This window comes from Phormidium tenue FACHB-1050, assembly GCF_014696925.1.
Classification (GTDB): Bacteria; Cyanobacteriota; Cyanobacteriia; order Pseudanabaenales; family Pseudanabaenaceae; genus Pseudanabaena.
Genome location: NZ_JACJQY010000001.1, coordinates 93,705 through 113,397 on the forward strand (window position 1 = coordinate 93,705; position 19,693 = coordinate 113,397).

The 19,693-nt window shown below is 42.0% G+C and carries 20 protein-coding genes; 13 read left to right on the forward strand and 7 right to left on the reverse strand.

The window, feature by feature from the left end; all coding sequences use genetic code 11:
• The 3 genes from H6G05_RS00475 to H6G05_RS00485 all read right to left on the reverse strand — a co-directional run bounded on the left by H6G05_RS00475 (position 1) and on the right by H6G05_RS00485 (position 2,832).
• Complete coding sequence (locus tag H6G05_RS00475) at positions 1 to 855, reverse strand: metal ABC transporter permease (protein ID WP_190575315.1); 855 nt, start codon at positions 853 to 855, stop codon at positions 1 to 3.
• 163 nt (positions 856 to 1,018) lie between these two features.
• Positions 1,019 to 1,771, reverse strand: coding sequence for a metal ABC transporter ATP-binding protein (locus H6G05_RS00480; protein ID WP_190575316.1), 753 nt, complete (start codon positions 1,769 to 1,771; stop codon positions 1,019 to 1,021).
• A 53-nt stretch (positions 1,772 to 1,824) separates the two neighbouring features.
• Positions 1,825 to 2,832 carry a metal ABC transporter substrate-binding protein gene (locus tag H6G05_RS00485; protein ID WP_242025168.1) on the reverse strand — a complete coding sequence of 336 codons (1,008 nt, stop codon included), beginning with the start codon at positions 2,830 to 2,832 and terminating at the stop codon, positions 1,825 to 1,827.
• 304 nt (positions 2,833 to 3,136) lie between these two features.
• Between H6G05_RS00485 and H6G05_RS00490 the strand changes: the two genes are divergently transcribed.
• Positions 3,137 to 3,565 (forward strand): hypothetical protein, encoded by a 429-nt coding sequence (locus H6G05_RS00490; protein WP_190575318.1) that lies wholly within the window; start codon positions 3,137 to 3,139, stop codon positions 3,563 to 3,565.
• An 18-nt stretch (positions 3,566 to 3,583) separates the two neighbouring features.
• Positions 3,584 to 3,997, forward strand: coding sequence for a hypothetical protein (locus tag H6G05_RS00495; RefSeq protein WP_190575320.1), 414 nt, complete (start codon positions 3,584 to 3,586; stop codon positions 3,995 to 3,997).
• On the opposite strand, the gene H6G05_RS00500 is transcribed toward H6G05_RS00495, so the two are convergent.
• The gene (locus H6G05_RS00500; RefSeq protein WP_190575322.1) at positions 3,998 to 4,804 is read right to left on the reverse strand and encodes an ion transporter; all 807 of its coding nucleotides are present in this window, start codon (positions 4,802 to 4,804) and stop codon (positions 3,998 to 4,000) included.
• A gap of 143 nt (positions 4,805 to 4,947) precedes the next feature.
• Here H6G05_RS00500 and rlmD point away from each other — a divergent pair, with 143 nt between their 5' ends.
• The 7 genes from rlmD to H6G05_RS00535 all read left to right on the forward strand — a co-directional run bounded on the left by rlmD (position 4,948) and on the right by H6G05_RS00535 (position 11,932).
• Complete coding sequence (gene rlmD / locus H6G05_RS00505; RefSeq protein WP_190575324.1) at positions 4,948 to 6,312, forward strand: 23S rRNA (uracil(1939)-C(5))-methyltransferase RlmD; 1,365 nt, start codon at positions 4,948 to 4,950, stop codon at positions 6,310 to 6,312.
• A 23-nt stretch (positions 6,313 to 6,335) separates the two neighbouring features.
• Positions 6,336 to 7,763 carry an AAA family ATPase gene (locus H6G05_RS00510; RefSeq protein ID WP_190575326.1) on the forward strand — a complete coding sequence of 476 codons (1,428 nt, stop codon included), beginning with the start codon at positions 6,336 to 6,338 and terminating at the stop codon, positions 7,761 to 7,763.
• A gap of 2 nt (positions 7,764 to 7,765) precedes the next feature.
• Complete coding sequence (locus H6G05_RS00515) at positions 7,766 to 8,251, forward strand: hypothetical protein (protein ID WP_190575328.1); 486 nt, start codon at positions 7,766 to 7,768, stop codon at positions 8,249 to 8,251.
• A 12-nt stretch (positions 8,252 to 8,263) separates the two neighbouring features.
• Positions 8,264 to 8,425 (forward strand): DNA polymerase beta superfamily protein, encoded by a 162-nt coding sequence (locus tag H6G05_RS25760; protein WP_190575330.1) that lies wholly within the window; start codon positions 8,264 to 8,266, stop codon positions 8,423 to 8,425.
• On the forward strand, positions 8,352 to 8,543 hold the full coding sequence (locus H6G05_RS00525) for a hypothetical protein (RefSeq protein WP_190575704.1): 192 nt from the start codon (positions 8,352 to 8,354) through the stop codon (positions 8,541 to 8,543). Before H6G05_RS25760 ends, H6G05_RS00525 begins: the two co-directional genes overlap by 74 nt.
• 135 nt (positions 8,544 to 8,678) lie before the next feature.
• Complete coding sequence (leuB, locus tag H6G05_RS00530) at positions 8,679 to 9,761, forward strand: 3-isopropylmalate dehydrogenase (protein WP_190575332.1); 1,083 nt, start codon at positions 8,679 to 8,681, stop codon at positions 9,759 to 9,761.
• 137 nt (positions 9,762 to 9,898) lie between these two features.
• Positions 9,899 to 11,932 carry a thioredoxin domain-containing protein gene (locus H6G05_RS00535; RefSeq protein WP_190575335.1) on the forward strand — a complete coding sequence of 678 codons (2,034 nt, stop codon included), beginning with the start codon at positions 9,899 to 9,901 and terminating at the stop codon, positions 11,930 to 11,932.
• A gap of 32 nt (positions 11,933 to 11,964) precedes the next feature.
• Here H6G05_RS00535 and H6G05_RS00540 read toward each other — a convergent pair whose 3' ends face one another.
• Positions 11,965 to 13,350, reverse strand: coding sequence for a cation:proton antiporter (locus H6G05_RS00540; RefSeq protein WP_190575337.1), 1,386 nt, complete (start codon positions 13,348 to 13,350; stop codon positions 11,965 to 11,967).
• 159 nt (positions 13,351 to 13,509) lie between these two features.
• Between H6G05_RS00540 and H6G05_RS00545 the strand changes: the two genes are divergently transcribed.
• The 3 genes from H6G05_RS00545 (at position 13,510) to H6G05_RS00555 (ending at position 16,001) form a co-directional block, all read left to right on the forward strand.
• Positions 13,510 to 13,683: a hypothetical protein gene (locus H6G05_RS00545; protein WP_190575338.1), complete on the forward strand. Its 174-nt coding sequence runs from the start codon at positions 13,510 to 13,512 to the stop codon at positions 13,681 to 13,683.
• 793 nt (positions 13,684 to 14,476) lie between these two features.
• A complete protein-coding gene (locus tag H6G05_RS00550; protein ID WP_190575341.1) occupies positions 14,477 to 15,589 on the forward strand; it encodes a sodium-dependent bicarbonate transport family permease in 1,113 nt (370 codons plus the stop codon).
• A gap of 79 nt (positions 15,590 to 15,668) precedes the next feature.
• A complete protein-coding gene (locus tag H6G05_RS00555) occupies positions 15,669 to 16,001 on the forward strand; it encodes a P-II family nitrogen regulator (RefSeq protein ID WP_094536034.1) in 333 nt (110 codons plus the stop codon).
• 260 nt (positions 16,002 to 16,261) lie between these two features.
• On the opposite strand, the gene cobS is transcribed toward H6G05_RS00555, so the two are convergent.
• Entirely contained in the window at positions 16,262 to 17,014 is a 753-nt protein-coding gene (gene cobS / locus H6G05_RS00560) for an adenosylcobinamide-GDP ribazoletransferase (protein WP_190575343.1), read from the reverse strand.
• Between the two features lie 160 nt (positions 17,015 to 17,174).
• On the opposite strand from cobS, the gene H6G05_RS00565 reads away from it, so the two are divergent.
• Positions 17,175 to 18,449, forward strand: coding sequence for a S41 family peptidase (locus tag H6G05_RS00565; protein ID WP_190575345.1), 1,275 nt, complete (start codon positions 17,175 to 17,177; stop codon positions 18,447 to 18,449).
• A 256-nt stretch (positions 18,450 to 18,705) separates the two neighbouring features.
• Here the strand turns inward: H6G05_RS00565 and cysK are convergent, their stop codons facing one another.
• Positions 18,706 to 19,659 (reverse strand): cysteine synthase A, encoded by a 954-nt coding sequence (gene cysK / locus H6G05_RS00570; protein WP_190575347.1) that lies wholly within the window; start codon positions 19,657 to 19,659, stop codon positions 18,706 to 18,708.
• Positions 19,660 to 19,693: the final 34 nt, after the last annotated feature.

Consider the following 19,693-nt stretch of genomic DNA (forward strand, 5'->3'; position numbering starts at 1 on the left):
TTAGGACTCAGCAATTTGTTGACGCGATCGCACTAACATTCCATGCTTAGGCGCAAAAATCATCGCCGCTAGAAATAGCAAGGTTTGCAAAACTACAATACAGCCACCCGTGGAGCCATCAATGTGATAGCTAATATAGGTTCCCATCACACTAGAGAACATCCCCGAAGCCATGGCAATCAGCATCATGTGGTCAAAGCGATCGCTTAATAAATAAGCAGTAGCTCCTGGGGTAATCAGCATCGCCACCACTAAAATAATCCCTACGGTCTGGAGTCCCGCAACCGCTGTTAGAGAAAGCAAAGACAGTAAAACGTAGTAGAGGAAAGTTGTATTTAATCCAATCGATCGCGCATGGGTAGCATCAAAACAAAACAGAATTAAATCTTTGCGTAATAGCGCTAGGGTTAGCAAAGTGATGACACTAATAATCACAGTCTGGACAATATCGCCATCCGCGATTCCAAGGACATTGCCAAAGAGAATATGCCCTAGATCGACAGTACTTTTGACTTTGGAAACCAGCACAATCCCGAAGGCAAATACTCCTGTAAATACCAATCCAATGACCGTATCTTCTTTAATGCGCGTATTGGACTTAATAAATCCGATCGCCATGACCGAACCTACACCAAACACAAAGGCTCCGATCGCAAAGGGAATATTGATCACATAGGCAAGTACTACCCCTGGTAATACTGCGTGGGAAACTGCATCTCCCATTAGCGCCCAACCCTTCAAGATCATGAAGCAAGATAGTGCCGAGCAGACAATACCAACCAAGGCACTAACCCAAATCGCCTTGACCATAAACCCGTATTGCAAGGGTGCTGTAAACCAATTTACTAATTCCATTAATTTTATTCCTAAAAATTCTCAAGACTAAAAATGGCTATGCCATTTTTAGTCTTGGTGTATAGCGTTTTTTATTTTGCCTACGGCAAAATAAAAAACGCAAAACCCTTGTTTTGATTAGTTATAGATGTTTTCATATGAGCATATGCTCATATGAAAACATCTATAACTGACTTTTTGAACGCGATAAATCGATGACCGAACCGCCAAAAGTACGCGAAAGATTCTCTTCGGTAAATACTTCTGAAGTCTCACCATAGGCAAGAATGGTGCGATTGATTAGTACTACTTGATCGCAAAATGTCGTAATTGAGTCAAGATCATGGGTAGAAATGAGAATCGTATAACCTGCATCACGCAGTTCCATTAACAGATTAATCATCATCTTCTCAGTCTTGATATCAACTCCCGCAAATGGCTCATCTAGAAGTAAAACATTAGCCTGTTGCGCTAAAGCACGGGCAAAAAATGTGCGTTTCTTTTGACCTCCTGATAGCTCTCCAATTTGGCGATCGCGCATTTCCCACATTTCCACACGCTCTAAGCTATCACGCACTGCTTGTTTATCTAGCGATCGGGGAATCCGCAGGAAATTCATATAGCCATAGCGTCCCATCATCACCACATCATGCACACTCACAGGAAAGTTCCAATCTACTTCTTCCGTTTGTGGTACATAGGCAACGAGATTATTTTTCTGGACAAGGCGGATTGGTAACCCATTAATCAAAACTCTCCCACTGACAGGCTTCACAAAGCCCATCACGGCTTTAAATAGGGTTGACTTTCCTGCGCCATTCATCCCGACTAAGCCACAGATTGTTCCTGCTTTGAGTTGGAGAGAGGCTTTATGTAGAGCAACCTTGCCATGATAGGCAACAGTTACATTCTCAATATCAATGCTAGGTGTATTCATAATTGTTCTCTATTTATTTTAAATTTTTGGATATTCTATTCTTTGATGTTCTATTAGCCCTGTAAGCCTTTGATTAAAGTATTGATGTTATATTCCAGTAGCTTGAGATAGGTCGGAGTTAGTCCATCGGGAGGAGAGAGAGAATCAACATAAAAAACACCACCATACTTTGCACCAGTTTCTTTCACCACCTGTTGCATCGCTTTATCACTAACGGTACTCTCACAAAATACAGTCGGTATTTTATTAGCTTTCACTACTTCAATCACTTTTTCGATTTGTTTAGGAGTAGCTTGCTGTTCCGCATTCACTGACCAAATGTAAACCTCCTTCAATCCATAATCGCGAGCAATATAAGAAAATGCACCTTCGCAACTGACGATGTAGCGCTTGTCAGGGGGGATTACAGCGATCGCTTGTTTGAGTTTTGCATCAAGAGCTTGAATTTGCTGACTATAGGCTTGAGCATTCGCATCATAGGTGGCGGCATTTGCAGGATCGATTTTTCCTAACGCTTTGCGAATATTTTCAACATAGATCAATGCATTTTGGGGCGACATCCAAGCGTGAGGATTAGGTTTACCCTGATACGAATCTTCAGTGATATTGATTGGCTGAATACCATCACTTAAGGTCAAGCGATCGACTTTAGGAAAGCTGTTGTAAAAGCGCTCGGCCCAACGTTCTAAGTTCAAGCCATTATCTAAAATTAAATCGGCTGATTGTCCGCGCCGCAGGTCACTTGGTGTTGGCTCATAACCATGAATTTCAGCCCCCGCTTTGGTAATGGACTCAACGATCGCTTTATCTCCCGCCACGTTTTGCGCCATGTCGGCAAGCACCGTAAACGTAGTCAGAATCACTTTCTGATCTTTTTTGTCTTTACTCTCTTCTAATGCATTGGTGGAATTAGGGATGGGGCTAACTGGATTTGTCGTCGGCAAGTTGCATCCACTCAGCCCTAGGGCAAACACAAGACTAGTCAGAATAGCGTGATGGCTTTTCCTTAAGGTAAAACTTCTATGTCTAATGAGTTGATAAGGCTTCATGATTACTTTCATAATCGTTTCATTTTCTAGAATATAGCACATGCAAGCAAAAAATGAATCGATTATGAAAAGCAATGGCTATCATAAAATGTCTGAATGCAAGTACAGCGCTTTGCGCTTAATTAAATCCCAGAGAAACTTTTGGAAACGGCGCTCCGCGCCGTTTCCAAAAGTTTCTCTGGACTAATCCAAAATGGTTACTCCACTTTATGTTTGAGAAACCCTTACTGAATTTGGTTATACAGCTACATATTCGACTCAATAAAAGCGGTAAACTTAAGGTCTGTATTTATTACAATTCATGAAGCTGCAATCTATGCCTTATGGTGCAATTAGTTATCTCATAGCTTTGTTTTTAGGTTACTTAGTTGGAGGCGGTCTACTTGCTGCTTACAATGTCAATCCATTGATCTTAATCGGGAATTATCTAATTACTTTGAGATTAGCTCAAACAGGAAGTTCCTCAATTAGTTTAGCGATCGCATGGCTTTCTATGTGGATCTGGGGGGCGGTATTTGTATGGGCAAAACCTTTGAAATTGGGAGATAGCAATGCTCAAACTATTGCTTTTTTACTGCTGTTTTGCTGGATACTCGCAACTGGTATAATTTTTTTATTGGCTTTTGCTAAAGAAAGCATGTATAAGTTAGGACTCAATAAACACAAATCTATTTACGGATTAACAATACTTACTTGGGGGGCTATGACACTTGGTTGGCTGATATATCAATGGGCAAATAATTAACAGTCTTAGAACAAAAAAATGAATCAATTTAGTAAGAATTACACCGAGAGAGATGCAGATTACTACATGCATCAAATTCCTGTGCAAATTTTAAAAAAATTAGATACAGATGAAAGAGAGAATCTAAAATCAGTTATTCACACAGCCATACCTCGACCATCTCCTAAGTTAATTGATCTTAGATTTGCGATCGATCTTATTTTCACTCGCTACTTTGTGGTACTAATGATTGGCAAAGATATGCGTAGACAACAAAGATCGCGCCAAGTTAGCGGTATTGCCAAAGTAGCTAATGTAATTGCGGCAATTTTATTAATTATTGCGATGAGTCTACTTGTTAGCGCGGTCACAATTTTAATTCTTTATCTTATTAAGTCAGCTTTAGGCATAGATTTGTTTGCAGGGCATATTACTAATGTTTTATTCAAATAATTAATGGTTTTCCAGCTTAGTGCCACATACCTTGCAAAATTGTGCGTCAGCATCATGTAAAGATAATCCGCAACCTGAGCAGACAAAATCCCTAGTCCTATCATTGATGCGATCGCCTTGATTGGCTGTTTGGACTAAGCGCTTAAATAATTCTCCCAACTGCACAGGTATCAGTGCAATACCAGTGAGTACCATTAACACAGTAGTTAGTTTACCTGCGTCAGATTTGGGCATGACATCGCTATAGCCAACGGTAGTCATGGTGAAAATAGAAAAGTAAAAAGCATCAAGAAAATTATGAAACTTGGGATTGCTGGGATGTTCGATTTGGTAGACCAACCCTGAGAAAACAAACACGATCGCAAATAATGTAAAAAGTATCTTAAATAAGATCGCTATATCTTCATTCTTGTTCTCAAACAAAGACTTTGATTCTACTAACCGAATCAAGCGCAAAATCCGAAACCAGCGTAATAAACGAATAAAGGCTACATCACTCGCCCCAAAAAAGAATGGCAAAATCGCCACTAGATCGATAATTGCATAGAGACTAAATAGATGTTTGAGTTTCTGTTCAGCACAAATTAGCCTTAAAAAATATTCAAAAACAAATATACCAAGGATAATGTCATCTAATAAATTGAGTCGGTGACGGGTAATCTCGGATATTTCGTAGGTTTGGGCAACAAAACTTATCGCAGAGGCAAACACAAGAAGTGCGATCGCGATGTTGATTAGTTTGCCAATTGGTGTAGCAAGGTCATCAAGATAAAAGCTTATCTTCTGGCTAATTTTTTGTTCTAACATAAAGAATTAAATAATACCAAATTCCAGCTTTTCAAAAACAAAGCCTGAAAATTAAAGGTTCCGCGTAGCGGAACCTTTAATTTTCAGGCTTTGCGACAAGCTATAATCAAACATCTCCAAGCCACAGATTAATTTAGGAAACCATGCTACTACAGGGACAAAAAATTACGCTCACTATCGACGATCTCGCTGACAGTGGCGATGGAGTGGGACGTTTTGAAAATATCGCGATTTTTGTCCCCAATAGTGTTCCTGGCGATCGCCTTACGGCAAAACTAGAATTTGTAAAAAAGAATTTTGCTCATGGGAGTATTGAGAAAATTCTTACGCCCTCAAGCGATCGCGTCCGTCCGAGTTGCATCGTTGCCGATAAATGTGGTGGTTGTCAATGGCAAGCAGTTAGTTATCCTGCACAATTAAGAACCAAACAAAATATTGTCCAGCAAGCATTACAGAGAATCGGTGGATTTAATCCCGAAGTTCTTGAAGAATTGCTTTCGCCCATTGTCGGTGCAGTCGATAGTTTGCATTATCGCAACAAAGTGACCTATCCCCTCGCCACTGGTCGAGATGGCAATCTGAAAGCAGGCTACTATCAAAAGGGAAGCCACAAAATTGTCAATCTCAATCAATGTCCTGCCCAAGATGAAAGGCTTGATCCGATGCTTGCCGAATTGAAAATGGATATTCACAACCAATGTTGGGAAATCTATGATGAGAAAACCCATACAGGACTACTCCGCCATTTAGGACTTCGCATTGGCAGATCTACAGGTGAGATTCTGATTACTCTGGTAACAAGAGATTGGGATGTTCCGAACTTGGGAGTATTTGCTCAAACATGGCTAGAACGCTATGACAAAGTAGTTGGTGTAATTCTCAATTGCAATCCCGATAAAACCAATGCTATTTTTGGCAAAGAAAGCCGTTGCATAGCTGGCAAAGATTATCTATTAGAGAAGTTTGCAGGTTTAACCTTCCGTTTGCGTGGTGATACTTTCTTTCAAGTCTATACTGAGCAAGCCGAAAGGATGCTGAAAATTATTGAAGAGGAACTTAATCTCGAAGGAACGGAAATTCTCTTAGATGCCTATGCAGGCATTGGCACGATCGCTCTGCCTCTAGCCGAACAAGTCAAACAGGCGATCGCAATCGAAATTCAACCCCAAGCTACTGCACAGGGCAAACTCAATGCTGAACTCAATGGTATTGACAATGTGGTTTTCCATACTGGCAAAGTCGAAGAATTAATCAGTACGCTCAATCTCCAACCCGATATCGTCATCCTCGATCCTCCCCGCAAAGGTTGTGAACCAGAAGTAATTAACTTTCTGCGAGAAAATCCTCCCGATCGCCTTGTCTATGTCAGTTGTAATCCCGCCACCCAAGCCAGAGATTTAAAATTATTATGTGAAGGCGATCGCTATCAACTCACCCGCATTCAACCCATCGATTTCTTCCCACAAACCTCTCATGTTGAGGCGATCGCCTTTCTTAAAAAGTCGTAAACTTGAAATAAGGTTAAATCGCTATGTTTACACAACTACGCATTCAAAATTTTAAGTCTTGGGCAGATACAGGGGAGTTTCGGATGGCTCCTTTGACTGGATTTTTTGGGACAAATAGTTCTGGGAAAACGGCGATTTTGCAATTTTTGTTAATGCTGAAGCAAACTGTTGAATCAAGCGATCGCAATCGTATTTTGCATTTAGGTGGCGATCGATATAGTTATGTTGATTTAGGAACTAATTACGATATTAGCCACAGACATCAACTGCCAGAAAAAATAAAATTCTCGCTAATGTGGAACCCAAAGCTAATTTCTCAGGAAGTTTTAGAAATTCTTTCAAAAATAGTTGTATATAATGAGGGAACAGTTGTTCACGAAACTAATTCCTATGCTTCATTGCTAAAATTTGAATCAGAAATTGATATTGATAGAGATCAGGTAAATGTCGATTTTTTTGAGTTTTCTTTTGAGGCAGATAATCAACAGTGGAATCACGTTCGCATTATGAAATACGATAACCAAGAAGCGATTTACACATTATCTACAGAAGGGAATCTTGTTGAGTCATGGCAGAAAAATTGGTCTGATAAACTAGCCAAATCCTATGGATTTCAATTTCCAATCTTGCCACTTTTCTATGGTGTTGAACTTTTTAAGAACTATAATTTTCAACTTATAACTCCATTTAAAGGGATTGAAGATTTTATGGAGATGATAAAAGCCTATGAAGATCTCTTCCAAAATACTTATTATCTCGCACCGTTAAGAGAATACCCAAAAAGAACTTACCTTTGGTCTGGGGAAAGTCCTCAAGATGTTGGAAAATACGGAGAATTAACAGTTGCTGCACTTCTTGCTTCCCACAAAAAAGATACAAAAGTTGAGATTTCTGTCGCAAAAGCATTGAAAGATTTGGGCTTAATTCATGGATTTAGATTGAATAGAATTACACCTAATCGTGGTGATTATGAAATATTAGTGCAGAAGTCTCCTAATTCAGCAGAAGTATTAATTACTGATGTTGGATTTGGAGTCTCGCAAGTCTTACCGATCTTAGTGTTATGTTACTACGCACCCAAAGGCGCAACCCTCATATTTGAACAACCCGAAATCCATTTGCATCCCTCAGTCCAAGCAGGACTCGCCGATATATTTATCGAAGTCATCAAAACCCGCAATATCCAAATCATCATTGAAAGTCATAGCGAACATTTATTAAGAAGATTGCAACGCCGCATGGCTGAAGAAAAAGATGGATTTACTAATGATGATGCTGCCCTTTATTTTTGCAAAATGAACGATCAAGGGGATTCAGAATTAGTTACTCTTGATATTGATGACTATGGCAATATTTGTAATTATCCCGAAGGATTTTTTGGTGACGAAATGGGTGATCTTGTTGCGATGACCGAAGCAGCAATCAATCGCCAGATGAATGTTGGAGTGTGAAAATGTATCAAATTGTCGATACAAATGTCCTACTTGTCGCCAGTAAAAAAGCACCTCAAGCCTCCGAAACCTGTGAACTTGCCTGTGAGAAATATCTTCAAAATCTTATGAACGCAGGAATATTGGTAATTGATAATCAATGGCTAATTATCAAAGAATATATGAACTATATGAACAAAAATTCTCAGACTGGACAACCTCATGCTGGTGACGCATTTCTCAAATGGGTTTTGACACATCAAGCTACTAAACGCTGCGAAAAAGTTGCTATTACGCAAATTGCCGAAAACGATTTTGCTGAGTTTCCAAAATCCCCATCTCTTGACAAATTTGATCCATCCGATCGCAAATTTGTGGCGGTTGCGCTAACTCATCATGCTAAACCCGCAATCGCTAATGCTGTTGACTCTGATTGGTACAATCACAAACAAGCCCTTACCGAACATGGAGTTAAACTTGACTTTCTTTGCCCAGAAATATTTTCATAGAAAGAGGTAATTATGAAGAGAATTGAAGTTGAGACAAGAACAATTCTATTGGCTTTGACTGGCTCTAGACTTTATCGAGTTCATAACGAAGATAGTGATTATGATTACAAGGGAATTTGCATTCCCACACTTCCTTATTTCATTGGCACACAAAATTTTGATTACAGAAGTTGATAAGCTAACTGCCAAACTGGCGATCGCAATGGAAAATACTAAGCTTCCCAAATATCCCGATCAAAAACTAATCGAAGAAAAGCAGATGGAGATTATCAAGGCATATCTTTCTCTTTAAATTGACACCAAAATCTACCATTCCGAATTGAAGCAAAACAAAAGAGATAAAAAATGTTAATAAACTTGAACTTAAAAGGAAGTTATCGAACTCAGGTAATGTTATGTTAGAAAATCTGTCTTTATACTTGTTGTAATGTCTAAAAACTATAAGATTACCCTTCTCCCTGGTGATGGGATTGGTCCCGAAATTATGAAAGTAGCGGTGGCGGTACTACAGGCGATCGCCCCAAAATTTGATATTACCTTTGCTTTTGAAACGGCTTTAGTTGGTGGTGCAGCGATCGATGCGACGGGGCATCCTTTGCCTGAAGAAACTTTGCAGCTTTGCAAGAATAGTGATGCTGTATTACTGGCGGCTGTTGGCGGTGAAAAGTGGGACACGATGCCCTCAAATTTACGTCCTGAACAGGCATTGCTTGGCTTACGTGGTGGCATGGGCTTATTTGCAAATTTACGTCCTGCTCAGATTTTGCCCCAATTAATTGATGCTTCGACCTTAAAGCGCGAAGTTGTGGAAGGCGTGGATATTTTGGTAGTACGAGAACTCACGGGCGGAATTTATTTTGGTAAGCCCAAAGGCATTGTTACTGACGAAAATGGTGTGCGGCGTGGCTTTAACACGATGGTCTATACCGAGCCAGAAATCGATCGCATTGCCAGAGTAGGGTTTGAGGCTGCTCAAAAACGTCATGGATCGGTTTGCTCCGTTGACAAGTCCAATGTCTTGGAAGTGTCACAACTATGGCGCGATCGCGTGACGACTATTTCTAGTGAATATCCTGATGTGAAACTGTCTCATATGTATGTCGATAATGCCGCCATGCAAATTATTCGCAATCCGAAACAGTTTGATGTGATTCTCACTAGCAATCTCTTTGGTGACATTCTTTCCGACGCAGCAGCAATGTTAACAGGTAGCATTGGCATGTTGCCATCGGCTAGCCTCGGAGAAGCAGGAAAACCTGGTGTGTTTGAGCCTGTTCATGGTTCGGCTCCTGATATTGCTGGTAAGGATTTGGCTAATCCTCTCGCTCAAGTGTTGAGTGCAGCGATGATGTTGCGCTATGCCTTTAATGAAGGAGATGCTGCTGAGGCGATCGAAGCCGCAGTAAACAAAGTTCTCGATTCGGGCAAGCGGACTGGTGACATCATGGCGGATGGATGCGAAAAATTAGGATGCATAGCTATGGGAGAAGCATTACTAGCTGCACTCTAAAAAGAGGCGGCTAGTAACGCCGCCTCTTTTTAGGCAATCTGCTACAAATAACTCTTAGTTCTACTCCCAAGAAACAGTTAAACTTTAAAGACAGCAATATCCTAATAAATCTAAATATTTAAGCCAAATTTTGCCCTATGCCCAATCGTCTCGCCCAATCGCAAAGTCTCTATCTTCGTAAACACGCTGATAACCCGATTGATTGGTATCCTTGGGGCAATGAAGCTTTAGAAAAAGCGAGAAACGAAAACAAGCCGATCTTTCTGTCGATCGGTTACTCCAGTTGCCATTGGTGTACGGTGATGGAGCATGAAGCTTTCTCGGATACGGTAATTGCGGACTATATGAACGATCGCTTCGTGGCGATTAAAGTGGATCGCGAAGAACGTCCAGACTTAGACAGCATCTATATGCAAGCCGTGCAGATCATGGGCGAAAGTGGCGGCTGGCCTTTAAATTTATTTCTTGCTCCCGATGATTTAGTTCCTTTTTATGGGGGAACCTATTTCCCCATCGAGCCACGCTATGGCAGACCAGGATTCTTGCGAGTGCTCCAATCAATTCTGGAAATCTATCACGATCGCAATCAAGATATTCAAGATTATAAAGATCAGATTATTCGGAACCTGCACCAAGTTAATAAACTGATCCCCGTACCGATTATTAGCGATGAAGTGTTAGCTAATGGAATCGCTAAATGCGCTGAAGTCGTTACTAATCGTGATTATGGAACTTGTTTCCCGATGATTCCCTATGCAAATTTTTTGCTGAGGGCTAGTCGCTTTGAAGATAACAGTACAGAACTCAAAAATAAAGCTCAAGAGCGTGGTTTGGCTCTGGCTTTGGGTGGTATTTTTGATCATGTTGCAGGGGGATGGCATCGCTACACTGTTGATCATACTTGGACAGTCCCACACTTTGAGAAGATGCTCTATGACAATGGCTTAATCATGGAATATCTGGCTAATCTCTGGCTGTCGGGTTTGCATGAACCTGCGATCGCCCGTAGTTGTGAACTAACTGCCACATGGCTCCAGCGCGAAATGTTAGCCGAAGAAGGTTGCTTCTATGCTTCGCAAGATGCGGATAGTGAAGGAAGAGAAGGAAAGTTTTGGGTATGGAGCTACGCAGAACTGAAAAAGATTTTTAGTCCCACAGAGCTTGATTTATTAACTCAAGAATTCACGATTTCTCTAGCTGGCAACTTTGAAGAAACTAATGTCTTGCAACGTAAACAGACGGGGGAACTATCCCCAGAAATAGAAGCTTGTTTAACCAAGCTATTCCGTCGTCGCTATGGCGAACATTCGCGTCCCACTGATGCTTTTCCTGTAGCCCGTAGTCAAGATGATATTCGCGAAATTGATTGGGAAGGGCGCGTACCACCTGTGACTGACACTAAGGCGATTACGGCTTGGAATGCTCTGATGATTTCAGGTTTAGCCAATGCCTATCGTGCATTTCAGCAGCCGATTTATAAACAACTTGCGGTTAATGCTGCTAAGTTTATTCTAGAAAATCAATGGATTGAAGGCAGGTTACAACGGATTAATTATGAAGGACAAGCGGCGGTAGCAGCACAATCTGAAGACTATGCTTTATTAATTAAGGCGCTTCTCGATCTACATCAAGCGATTCCTGAAGAAGCAGACTTTTATCTACAACAGGCGATCGCTATCCAAGCTGAATTTGATCGCGATTTTTGGGATGCTCTATCAGGTGGCTATTTCAATACTACGAGCGAGTCTAGTCAACATTTACTATTGCGGGAGCGCAACTATCAAGATAATGCTACGCCTTCAGCCAATGGAGTGGCGATCGCTAATTTAGTGCGTTTGGCAAGTGTAACTGAGAAATTAGAATATCTAGATCGCGCCGAGCTAGCTCTCAAGCGCTTTGGGCATGTAATTACGAACAGCCCTGTCGCTTGTCCTAGTCTATTGGTTGCCTTTGACTGGTTCCGCAACCATACGCTGGTTCGCACCAATCCTGATCATTATGCCTATCTCAATCGTCAATATTTACCTGTAGTCATGTTACGAGTCGATAAACATTTACCAAATCCTGATGCGATCGCGATGGTTTGTCAGGGTTTTGCTTGTTTAGAACCTGCGATGAGTGTAGAAATATGCGATCGTCAGTTATTACGAAGTACAACTAGGGTCAGATAAAAAGAAAAGCGGCTCAAGGAGCCGCTTTTCTTTTAAGCTAATTCTGCATTAGCTGGTGGTTCTTCAGTCTTGCCAAAGGCAATTCTCAAAAATGGAGGAGCGAGAAAAGTAGTCATGATCACCATGATGATAATGGCAACTTCTAGAGGTTTGTCGATCGCACCGCTAGCCGTACCAATCCCTGCAAATACAAGACCAACTTCACCACGGGGAACCATACCCACACCGATCGCTAGGCGATTGATATCGGGTATTCCGAAAACTACCCAACCTGTGATGACTTTGCCGATGATCGCAACTGCGAGCATAAATACCGCAATTAATAAGCCACTGCGATTTTCAGGGATCATCGGATTGAGAACACTGAGATCGGCTCTTGCTCCTACAGTCACAAAGAAAACGGGTACGAGCAAATCTGCAATGGGTTTAACTAGTTCATCTAATTCTTTTCGAGCATCGGTTTCATCAAGTACCAATCCTGCGGCAAAGGCTCCCAAAATTGCTTCTAAATGAATCGCATTACCGATAAAAGCCATGATGTAGGCAAAGATAAAAGCAGGAATGACGATATTGCCGCGAGTTTGGAGTTTATCAACTATTGCCACGAAGGTTTTGTTAAAAAAGCCACCTAAGAGAATCGCACCAAACAGAAAGGCGATCGCGCTAACTAATAGAATTGCAACGTTAGTAATATCTACTTCACCTGTTTTTGCCAAACTGGCAACTACGGCAAGAACGATGATTCCTAATACGTCATCAATGACGGCTGCACCAACGATGATTTGTCCTTCCTTGGATTTTAGCTGACCAATTTCTGCCAAGACCTTAGAAGTAATCCCAATACTGGTTGCTGTGAGGGCAGCTCCTGCAAAAATGGCGGGAATCGCGGCAACATGGAAGAAGTACATTAGTCCGAGTGTCCCAGCCGCAAAGGGAGCAGTCACTCCGATAAAGGCAACTACAAAAGCTTGGATACCAACTTCCTTAAGTTGGCGCAAATCTGACTCTAAACCAATCTCAAACAGAAGGACAATTACACCCAATTCAGCTATTACCGAAATTACTTCACTTTGCTGGGTAAATACGTTGTTAACGGCTTCAGGGGATAGGTTGTTGAGCAACTGCAAGCCCGACATGATCAAAGAGTCCGAAGCAACAAAACCCCCTTCAGGAAAGATGACTAAGCGCAATGCAGATACACCAATAATTACACCAGCGACTAATTCTCCCAAAACAGGAGGTAAATCTAACCGCTTAGCAATTTCACTACCAACTTTACTGGCGATGTAAATGAAAATGAGGGTGAGTAATACACCTGACAAAATAACTGGAGCATTTTCTGACTCGGCGGTGGCAAGTAGAGGCTGCGGTATGTGCAATCCAGATAAATGATTGGCGATCGCTGCGATCGAGAACATAGGCTATTTTCCTTTATATAGGGGTGATCCAAGAAACCTAGACTTCACATTATTACGGTTTCGGTTATCTGTCTCTAGTACGACTAGTTACATTTTCAAGAAGGTAAAAATTTATTTGTTGGATGCGTTAGTGCAACGTAACGCATTAATTAGGCATTAATGAATATTGATCGCGAACTTGCGCCATACAGCCCTGCGATCGTTCCTGTGCCTGAGGCAACACTGAAGGCACGCGCTAGGGGTAAAGAGCCGATCGCGGCTGTTAAACCGCAAACCATATTGCTACGGAGGTTATCAAACGTGATTTTGCTAGTTATCGCCATTGGTAAGTAGATTAACCTGAATTATGAATGAGTTTTTTAAAGAGTAATAGAATTTTTTATATCTCTACCATAAACTCTACAGGATGAAATGCATTGACATATATCGATTATTTATGGGCATATCATAGTTTATTTTCTATGATATATGCTGCGATCGCTGTTATCATGAGTCTTGATTTCTAGGCGATCACCGATCAATTGGATGTTTTGCTGTATTCCGATCAAAGGTGAATTTCTGCGAAATAATGATAAGTAGCGTATTTGTTTTGAGTGGATAGAAACAGAAAATCGCCCATTTAATATCTAAATTGTCGATTACAAGAAATTCAAAGTACAAAGGTTTGTTTCCCTGCCTTCGGCAGGGAAACAAACCCGCACTTAACGAGACTGATAAACGATATAAGGATAATCAGCAGTTAGTTAAAGTTTAGATAGATAAATTTTGGATATTGGGAAAGAGATCGCTGCAAACTGCCAATTTATTTGCAGCGATCTCGACCTAAAAACGTTGCTTAAGTAGCCCAAAAAGCATAGAGAAAATCATATGTAAACAATAAGTATTCTATTCAGTATTCAATATGTACTGGCACTCACAGTAGCGTACAGTTAGAAAAAATAGAAGTAAAAAAATAAAAGTAGTTTATATTTCAAAGTTTGAAATAAGAATGTCCTTAAGTCATTTCTAAAGGTTCTAATGTAATGCCTTTGGTCAAAGTGTCAAGCTTTTCACTATTAATTTTTTTAACTCTTTAAAGTTCATTTAGTTCAGTATTCCTCGTAAGAGGAAACACAAGGAGGCATTCGTGGATTTTTGGTCCTTATTTGTAATGGACTTCGTTAAGCAGTTGCAATCCCCAACACTCGGTTTTTTGATTGGTGGCATGATTATTGCCGCTCTTGGTAGCGAGTTGGTAATTCCTGAGTCGGTTGTTACCATCATCGTCTTCATGTTGCTCATCAAAATCGGTCTGACTGGTGGTATTGCAATCCGCAATTCTAATTTGACGGAGATGATTTTGCCCGTGGTGTTTGCTGTAATAGTGGGCATTCTTGTTGTATTCATTGCTCGCTATACATTAGCTAAGCTGCCGAAGGTCAAAACTGTAGATGCGATCGCGACAGGTGGATTGTTTGGTGCAGTGAGTGGCTCTACCATGGCAGCCGCCCTGACACTACTTGAAGAACAAAAAGTCCCATACGAGGCATGGGCTGGCGCACTCTATCCCTTCATGGATATCCCCGCGCTCGTAACTGCAATCGTTGTAGCCAATATTTATCTCAATAATAAGAGACTTAAAGCAGCAGCTCTTTCTACTGATCAGACTTCATTAAGTGAGCAACCCGATCAAAAAGAGTTACCCAACACTCGTCAGGAGTATCTCAACCAACAGAGCAATACAGTTAATCGGGTCAAGATTTGGCCGATCATCAAGGAAAGCCTCCAAGGATCTGCTCTATCAGCAATGTTGCTGGGCTTGGCTCTTGGCATACTGACCCAGCCAGAAAGCGTCTATAAAAGCTTCTACGACCCAGCATTCCGTGGCTTGCTATCAATCTTGATGCTGGTAATGGGCATGGAGGCTTGGTCAAGAATTGGCGAACTGCGTAAGGTCGCTCAATGGTATGTCTTTTATAGTGTGATTGCCCCGTTTATACATGGGCTGATCGCCTTCGGTTTAGGCGCGATCGCTCACTATACCACTGGTTTTAGCTGGGGTGGTGTTGTGGTCTTGGCAGTTATCGCCTCCTCCAGCTCAGATATTTCAGGTCCTCCCACATTGCGAGCTGGTATCCCGTCGGCTAATCCTTCCGCCTATATTGGCGCTTCCACAGCCATCGGTACGCCAGTTGCGATCGGTTTGTGTATTCCGTTCTTCATTGGGTTGGCGCAGGCGCTATCGATCGCTGGCAAGTAATTCCAGATGGGTCGGATGTTATCGTTGATACCCCGACCTAACATACTCATTAGACTAGTAAACAAAAGAGGTAAAGAACATGGCTAAGCCAGCCAAAAAGCTTGTCATTATCACAGAAAAGATTCTCCTGAAAAAGATTGCCCATATCATCGAAGATTCGGAAGCAACTGGTTACACAGTGATCGAAACTGGCGGTAAAGGCAGCCGCAACGTGCGCTCTTCACAAGAGCCTGGTCATCATGACATGAGTACAAATATAAAGTTTGAGGTGCTCACAGCTGATCGTCTTATAGCTCAGAAGATTGCTGATAAGGTTGCCGTGACCTATTTTCTTGATTTTGCGGGTATTGCTTATATCAGTGACGCAGAGGTGCTATATGGAAGTAGTTTCTGTGGACCAGAAGGCTGTTAAATAGATAAATTTCTATCTATAGCTGTCGCCATGCTTGTTAGGACATAAAACCTAAATAATGTGAGGCGGCGCAAAGCGCCGCCTCACATTTGACCTGATACAGGTGTCTATAGCTATACATCGTTGCAAAGCACCAGCAATTCTCATTATAAAAATCGGTTTTTTGAAAGCCATCCGTTGGATGGCTTTCAAAAAACCGATTTTAGTATTTTCAGCGCCGAAGGCGCTGAAAATACTAAAATCGGTTTCATAATGAGATTTCATAAAAGAGCGATCGCACATAAACTTAGTGCTTCAGTCCACTCGACAATCGCCCCATAGGTATCGCCAGTCTGTCCGCCCAGTTGACGATTTAGCCATGCACCGATTAGCCAAGTAAAACTCAAGCCAATTACTGTTAACCCGATCGCTAAATAAATTGATTGAGAAAACCAACCGATCGCTAAATTACTAATCGTTAATAAAATCGCCACTAGCCACACTTGCCAGTGATGCAAATCCTCTTGATGAAATTTGCCTTTACCGATTGCTTTGAGATAGGGATAAGCCATAATGGCGCGAAGCTGCCCCCACCTTGCCCATGCCCAAACACTAGATAAAACCCACAAGCGCTGATCTTTAATCGTGGCAAGGGCAATAACTTTTAACAACAAAATTGCGATTCCCGCGATCGCTCCAAAAGCACCAGTGTTACTGTCTGCCATCACCTCAAGGCGACGATGAGGATCGGTGACGGCTAGCCCATCAGCAGTATCCATCGCGCCATCAAGATGTAATCCGCCTGTAATCAATAGCCCTAATAAAATCGTGAGTAGCGATCGCAGGTTGATAAACTCTGGGGCAGGTTTAATTAGTCCTAAGCAAAGGTCAAAAGAGGCGATCGTCCCACCAATGAAAATACCGATTAGTGGCGCATAGAGGGCAATTCCGCGAAAATCAAGTGTTCCCTGCGGACGCAAAGGTAAACAAGTATAAAAAATTAGCGCCGCTTGAAATTTTCGCCAATGCTGCATTTGAGAAAACCCATAAATTTAGAAAGGGCGCTTCGCGCCCTTTCTAAATTTATGGGTTTTTGGTGTCTTAGGTAGTGAAAATTTGGAAATTAGGTGTGATGAAAGCTAGATTAGTTAGGATAGAGAGAATATTTTTTTATAAAAAAAATTTATACAAAGCATGATAAAACAGCGTCGTATTTGGTCTTGGCTTGTAATTAGTTTAGTCGCGATTGCCTTGCAGTTTTTCTGGATTGGGGGTGCAAGTGCGGCGGTGACCGACTATTTACAAGAACAAAAATTCCTCACTAATGTTTGGCAAATTGTGAACCGTTCCTATGTGGACGCTGATTTTAATCATCAAAACTGGTACAAAGTACGCCGCCAATTTGTCAATCGCAAATTTAATAGCCGTGAAGATACCTATCAAGCGATTCGGGAAATGCTTGCCACTCTAGACGATCCTTTTACGCGCTTGCTAGAACCTGACAAGTTTAAAAGTATGCAAACCAGCACATCGGGAGCATTAACAGGTGTGGGGCTGCAAATTGCCGTTGATGAGCCTGATAATAATGTCACCGTGATTGCCCCGATTGAGGGTTCGCCTGCGGATGTGGCGGGTGTGCGATCGCGCGATCGCATTGTGGGCATTGATAATATTCCCACTAAAGGCTTGAGCCTTGATGAATGTGCGACGAGAATGCGTGGTGCGATCGGTTCTGAAGTTAAGCTGAGCCTAGAGCGTCCACTGGCTGATAGCAAAGGTTTTGAGAAGCTTGATGTGGTGATAAAACGCGATCGCATTGCAGTTACACCAATCATTGCCAAACTCAATCAAGAAGAGAATCACAAAGTCGGCTATATCCGTTTAAATCAGTTCAACGGTAATGCTTCCGCAGACATGGAAAAGACGATCAAAAAGTTTAAAGCCGAAGGAGCCGATCGCTATGTTCTCGATTTACGCGGTAACCCTGGGGGACTCTTTGATGCGGGGTTACAGATTGCGAGGATGTGGATTCCTGAAGGAACTGTTGTTTATACAGTTGACCGTCATGGCATCCAAGAAAGTTTTGAAGCGAAAGGTGAAGCGATTACCACTGACCCTTTAGTAGTTCTCACCGATGGCGGCAGTGCTAGCGCTAGTGAAATCCTCGCTGGTGCATTGCAAGAGAACGATCGCGCTCAACTCGTTGGCACAAAGACCTATGGCAAAGGTTTAATTCAATCGCTGTATGAATTGGAAGATGGAGCAGGCTTAGCGGTAACGATCGCTAAATATGAGACTCCATTACATCACAATATTCATAAGCGCGGCATTATTCCTGATGTAGAAGTCGCTCTGACAGAGCCAATTACTCGCAAACAACTAGGTACTAAGGAAGATCCTCAATATATTGCAGCTTTATCAGTTCTAGATGGAACAGTTAAGAGCGTAATTGCGAAGTCTGCTAGTTAACCCCCTTTAATTCCCCCTTGCAAAGGGGGAAGACAAGAAAATCTAATTCCCTGCCCTTTGCAACTAATGTGTACACAAAAATGTCTCTCTGTCTACGTTTGATGGTTTAGATCCCCCTCAATCCCCCTTAAAAAGGGGGAAGAAGAAAATTCTCCCCCCTTTTTAAGGGGGGCTGGGGGGGATATTAGTAACTCACGCTATAGATAACTTATGTGTACACCTTAGTCTCTTTGCAAGGAGAGGGCTAGGGAGGGTTCTAACTTAGAGCCATCAATTCAGGATCTTGGAATAGAGGCGTACTTAAGTAACGTTCGCCAAAGCTAGGCTGAATCATTACTACCATTTTGCCTGCATTCTCAGGACGCTTCGCAATTTGCACAGCGGCATAGAGCGCCGCTCCACTGGAAATTCCTGAGAGAAGTCCTTCTTCACGAGCGAGTCTACGACCATAGGCGATCGCTTGATCATCAGATACAGGAATAATCTCATCAATCAGTTCTGTTTTCAAAACTTCAGGAATAAAACCTGCACCAATACCTTGAATTTTGTGAGGACCTGGGCGATTTCCTGCTAAGACTTGGCTATTGGCTGGCTCAACTGCGATCGCTTTAAATTCTGGCTTGCGTGATTTAATCACTTCCGCAACCCCTGTAATCGTGCCACCAGTTCCAACTCCAGAAATCAGAAAATCAATCTGTCCTTCTGTATCTTCCCAAATCTCTTCGGCAGTAGTCTTACGATGGATCGCAGGATTAGAAGGATTACGGAACTGTTGCAACATGTAGGCATCGGGAGTACTTTCACTAATTTCCTTGGCACGACGGATTGCGCCGCCCATGCCCTCAGTCCCAGGGGTGAGTTCGAGGGTAGCTCCATAGGCGCGTAACATTGATCGCCGTTCCATACTCATAGTTTCGGGCATGGTCAGAATTAATTTATATCCCTTAGCGGCTGCTACCATCGCAAGCGCAATCCCTGTATTGCCTGAAGTTGGCTCGACCAAAATTGTCTTATTAGGCGAAATTAAGCCCTGTTCTTCGGCTTCTTGGATCATGTTCACGCCGATGCGATCCTTAACTGAGGCGGCGGGATTCATGCCCTCTAGTTTGACGATAATTCGGGCTACACAGCCTTCAGCCTTGGGAATACGCTGCAATTCGACTAGGGGTGTACGACCGACTAATTCAGTAATGTTATTGGCGATTTTCATAGATAAAAGCTTAAATGATTGCGGGTAAATGAGC

Coding starts and splice junctions, on each gene's coding strand:
- H6G05_RS00480 (WP_190575316.1), bottom strand. CDS start 1,771: ATGAATACACCTAGCATTGATATTGAGAATGTAACTGTTGCCTATCAT.
- H6G05_RS00545 (WP_190575338.1), top strand. CDS start 13,510: ATGAATATTGATCGCGAACTTGCGCCATACAGCCCTGCGATCGTTCCT.
- cysK (WP_190575347.1), bottom strand. CDS start 19,659: ATGAAAATCGCCAATAACATTACTGAATTAGTCGGTCGTACACCCCTA.
- H6G05_RS00540 (WP_190575337.1), bottom strand. CDS start 13,350: ATGTTCTCGATCGCAGCGATCGCCAATCATTTATCTGGATTGCACATA.
- H6G05_RS00565 (WP_190575345.1), top strand. CDS start 17,175: ATGATAAAACAGCGTCGTATTTGGTCTTGGCTTGTAATTAGTTTAGTC.
- H6G05_RS25760 (WP_190575330.1), top strand. CDS start 8,264: ATGAAGAGAATTGAAGTTGAGACAAGAACAATTCTATTGGCTTTGACT.
- H6G05_RS00490 (WP_190575318.1), top strand. CDS start 3,137: ATGCCTTATGGTGCAATTAGTTATCTCATAGCTTTGTTTTTAGGTTAC.
- H6G05_RS00535 (WP_190575335.1), top strand. CDS start 9,899: ATGCCCAATCGTCTCGCCCAATCGCAAAGTCTCTATCTTCGTAAACAC.
- H6G05_RS00485 (WP_242025168.1), bottom strand. CDS start 2,832: ATGAAAGTAATCATGAAGCCTTATCAACTCATTAGACATAGAAGTTTT.
- H6G05_RS00510 (WP_190575326.1), top strand. CDS start 6,336: ATGTTTACACAACTACGCATTCAAAATTTTAAGTCTTGGGCAGATACA.
- H6G05_RS00555 (WP_094536034.1), top strand. CDS start 15,669: ATGGCTAAGCCAGCCAAAAAGCTTGTCATTATCACAGAAAAGATTCTC.
- H6G05_RS00500 (WP_190575322.1), bottom strand. CDS start 4,804: ATGTTAGAACAAAAAATTAGCCAGAAGATAAGCTTTTATCTTGATGAC.
- H6G05_RS00475 (WP_190575315.1), bottom strand. CDS start 855: ATGGAATTAGTAAATTGGTTTACAGCACCCTTGCAATACGGGTTTATG.
- H6G05_RS00495 (WP_190575320.1), top strand. CDS start 3,584: ATGAATCAATTTAGTAAGAATTACACCGAGAGAGATGCAGATTACTAC.
- leuB (WP_190575332.1), top strand. CDS start 8,679: ATGTCTAAAAACTATAAGATTACCCTTCTCCCTGGTGATGGGATTGGT.
- H6G05_RS00515 (WP_190575328.1), top strand. CDS start 7,766: ATGTATCAAATTGTCGATACAAATGTCCTACTTGTCGCCAGTAAAAAA.
- rlmD (WP_190575324.1), top strand. CDS start 4,948: ATGCTACTACAGGGACAAAAAATTACGCTCACTATCGACGATCTCGCT.
- H6G05_RS00525 (WP_190575704.1), top strand. CDS start 8,352: ATGATTACAAGGGAATTTGCATTCCCACACTTCCTTATTTCATTGGCA.
- cobS (WP_190575343.1), bottom strand. CDS start 17,014: ATGCAGCATTGGCGAAAATTTCAAGCGGCGCTAATTTTTTATACTTGT.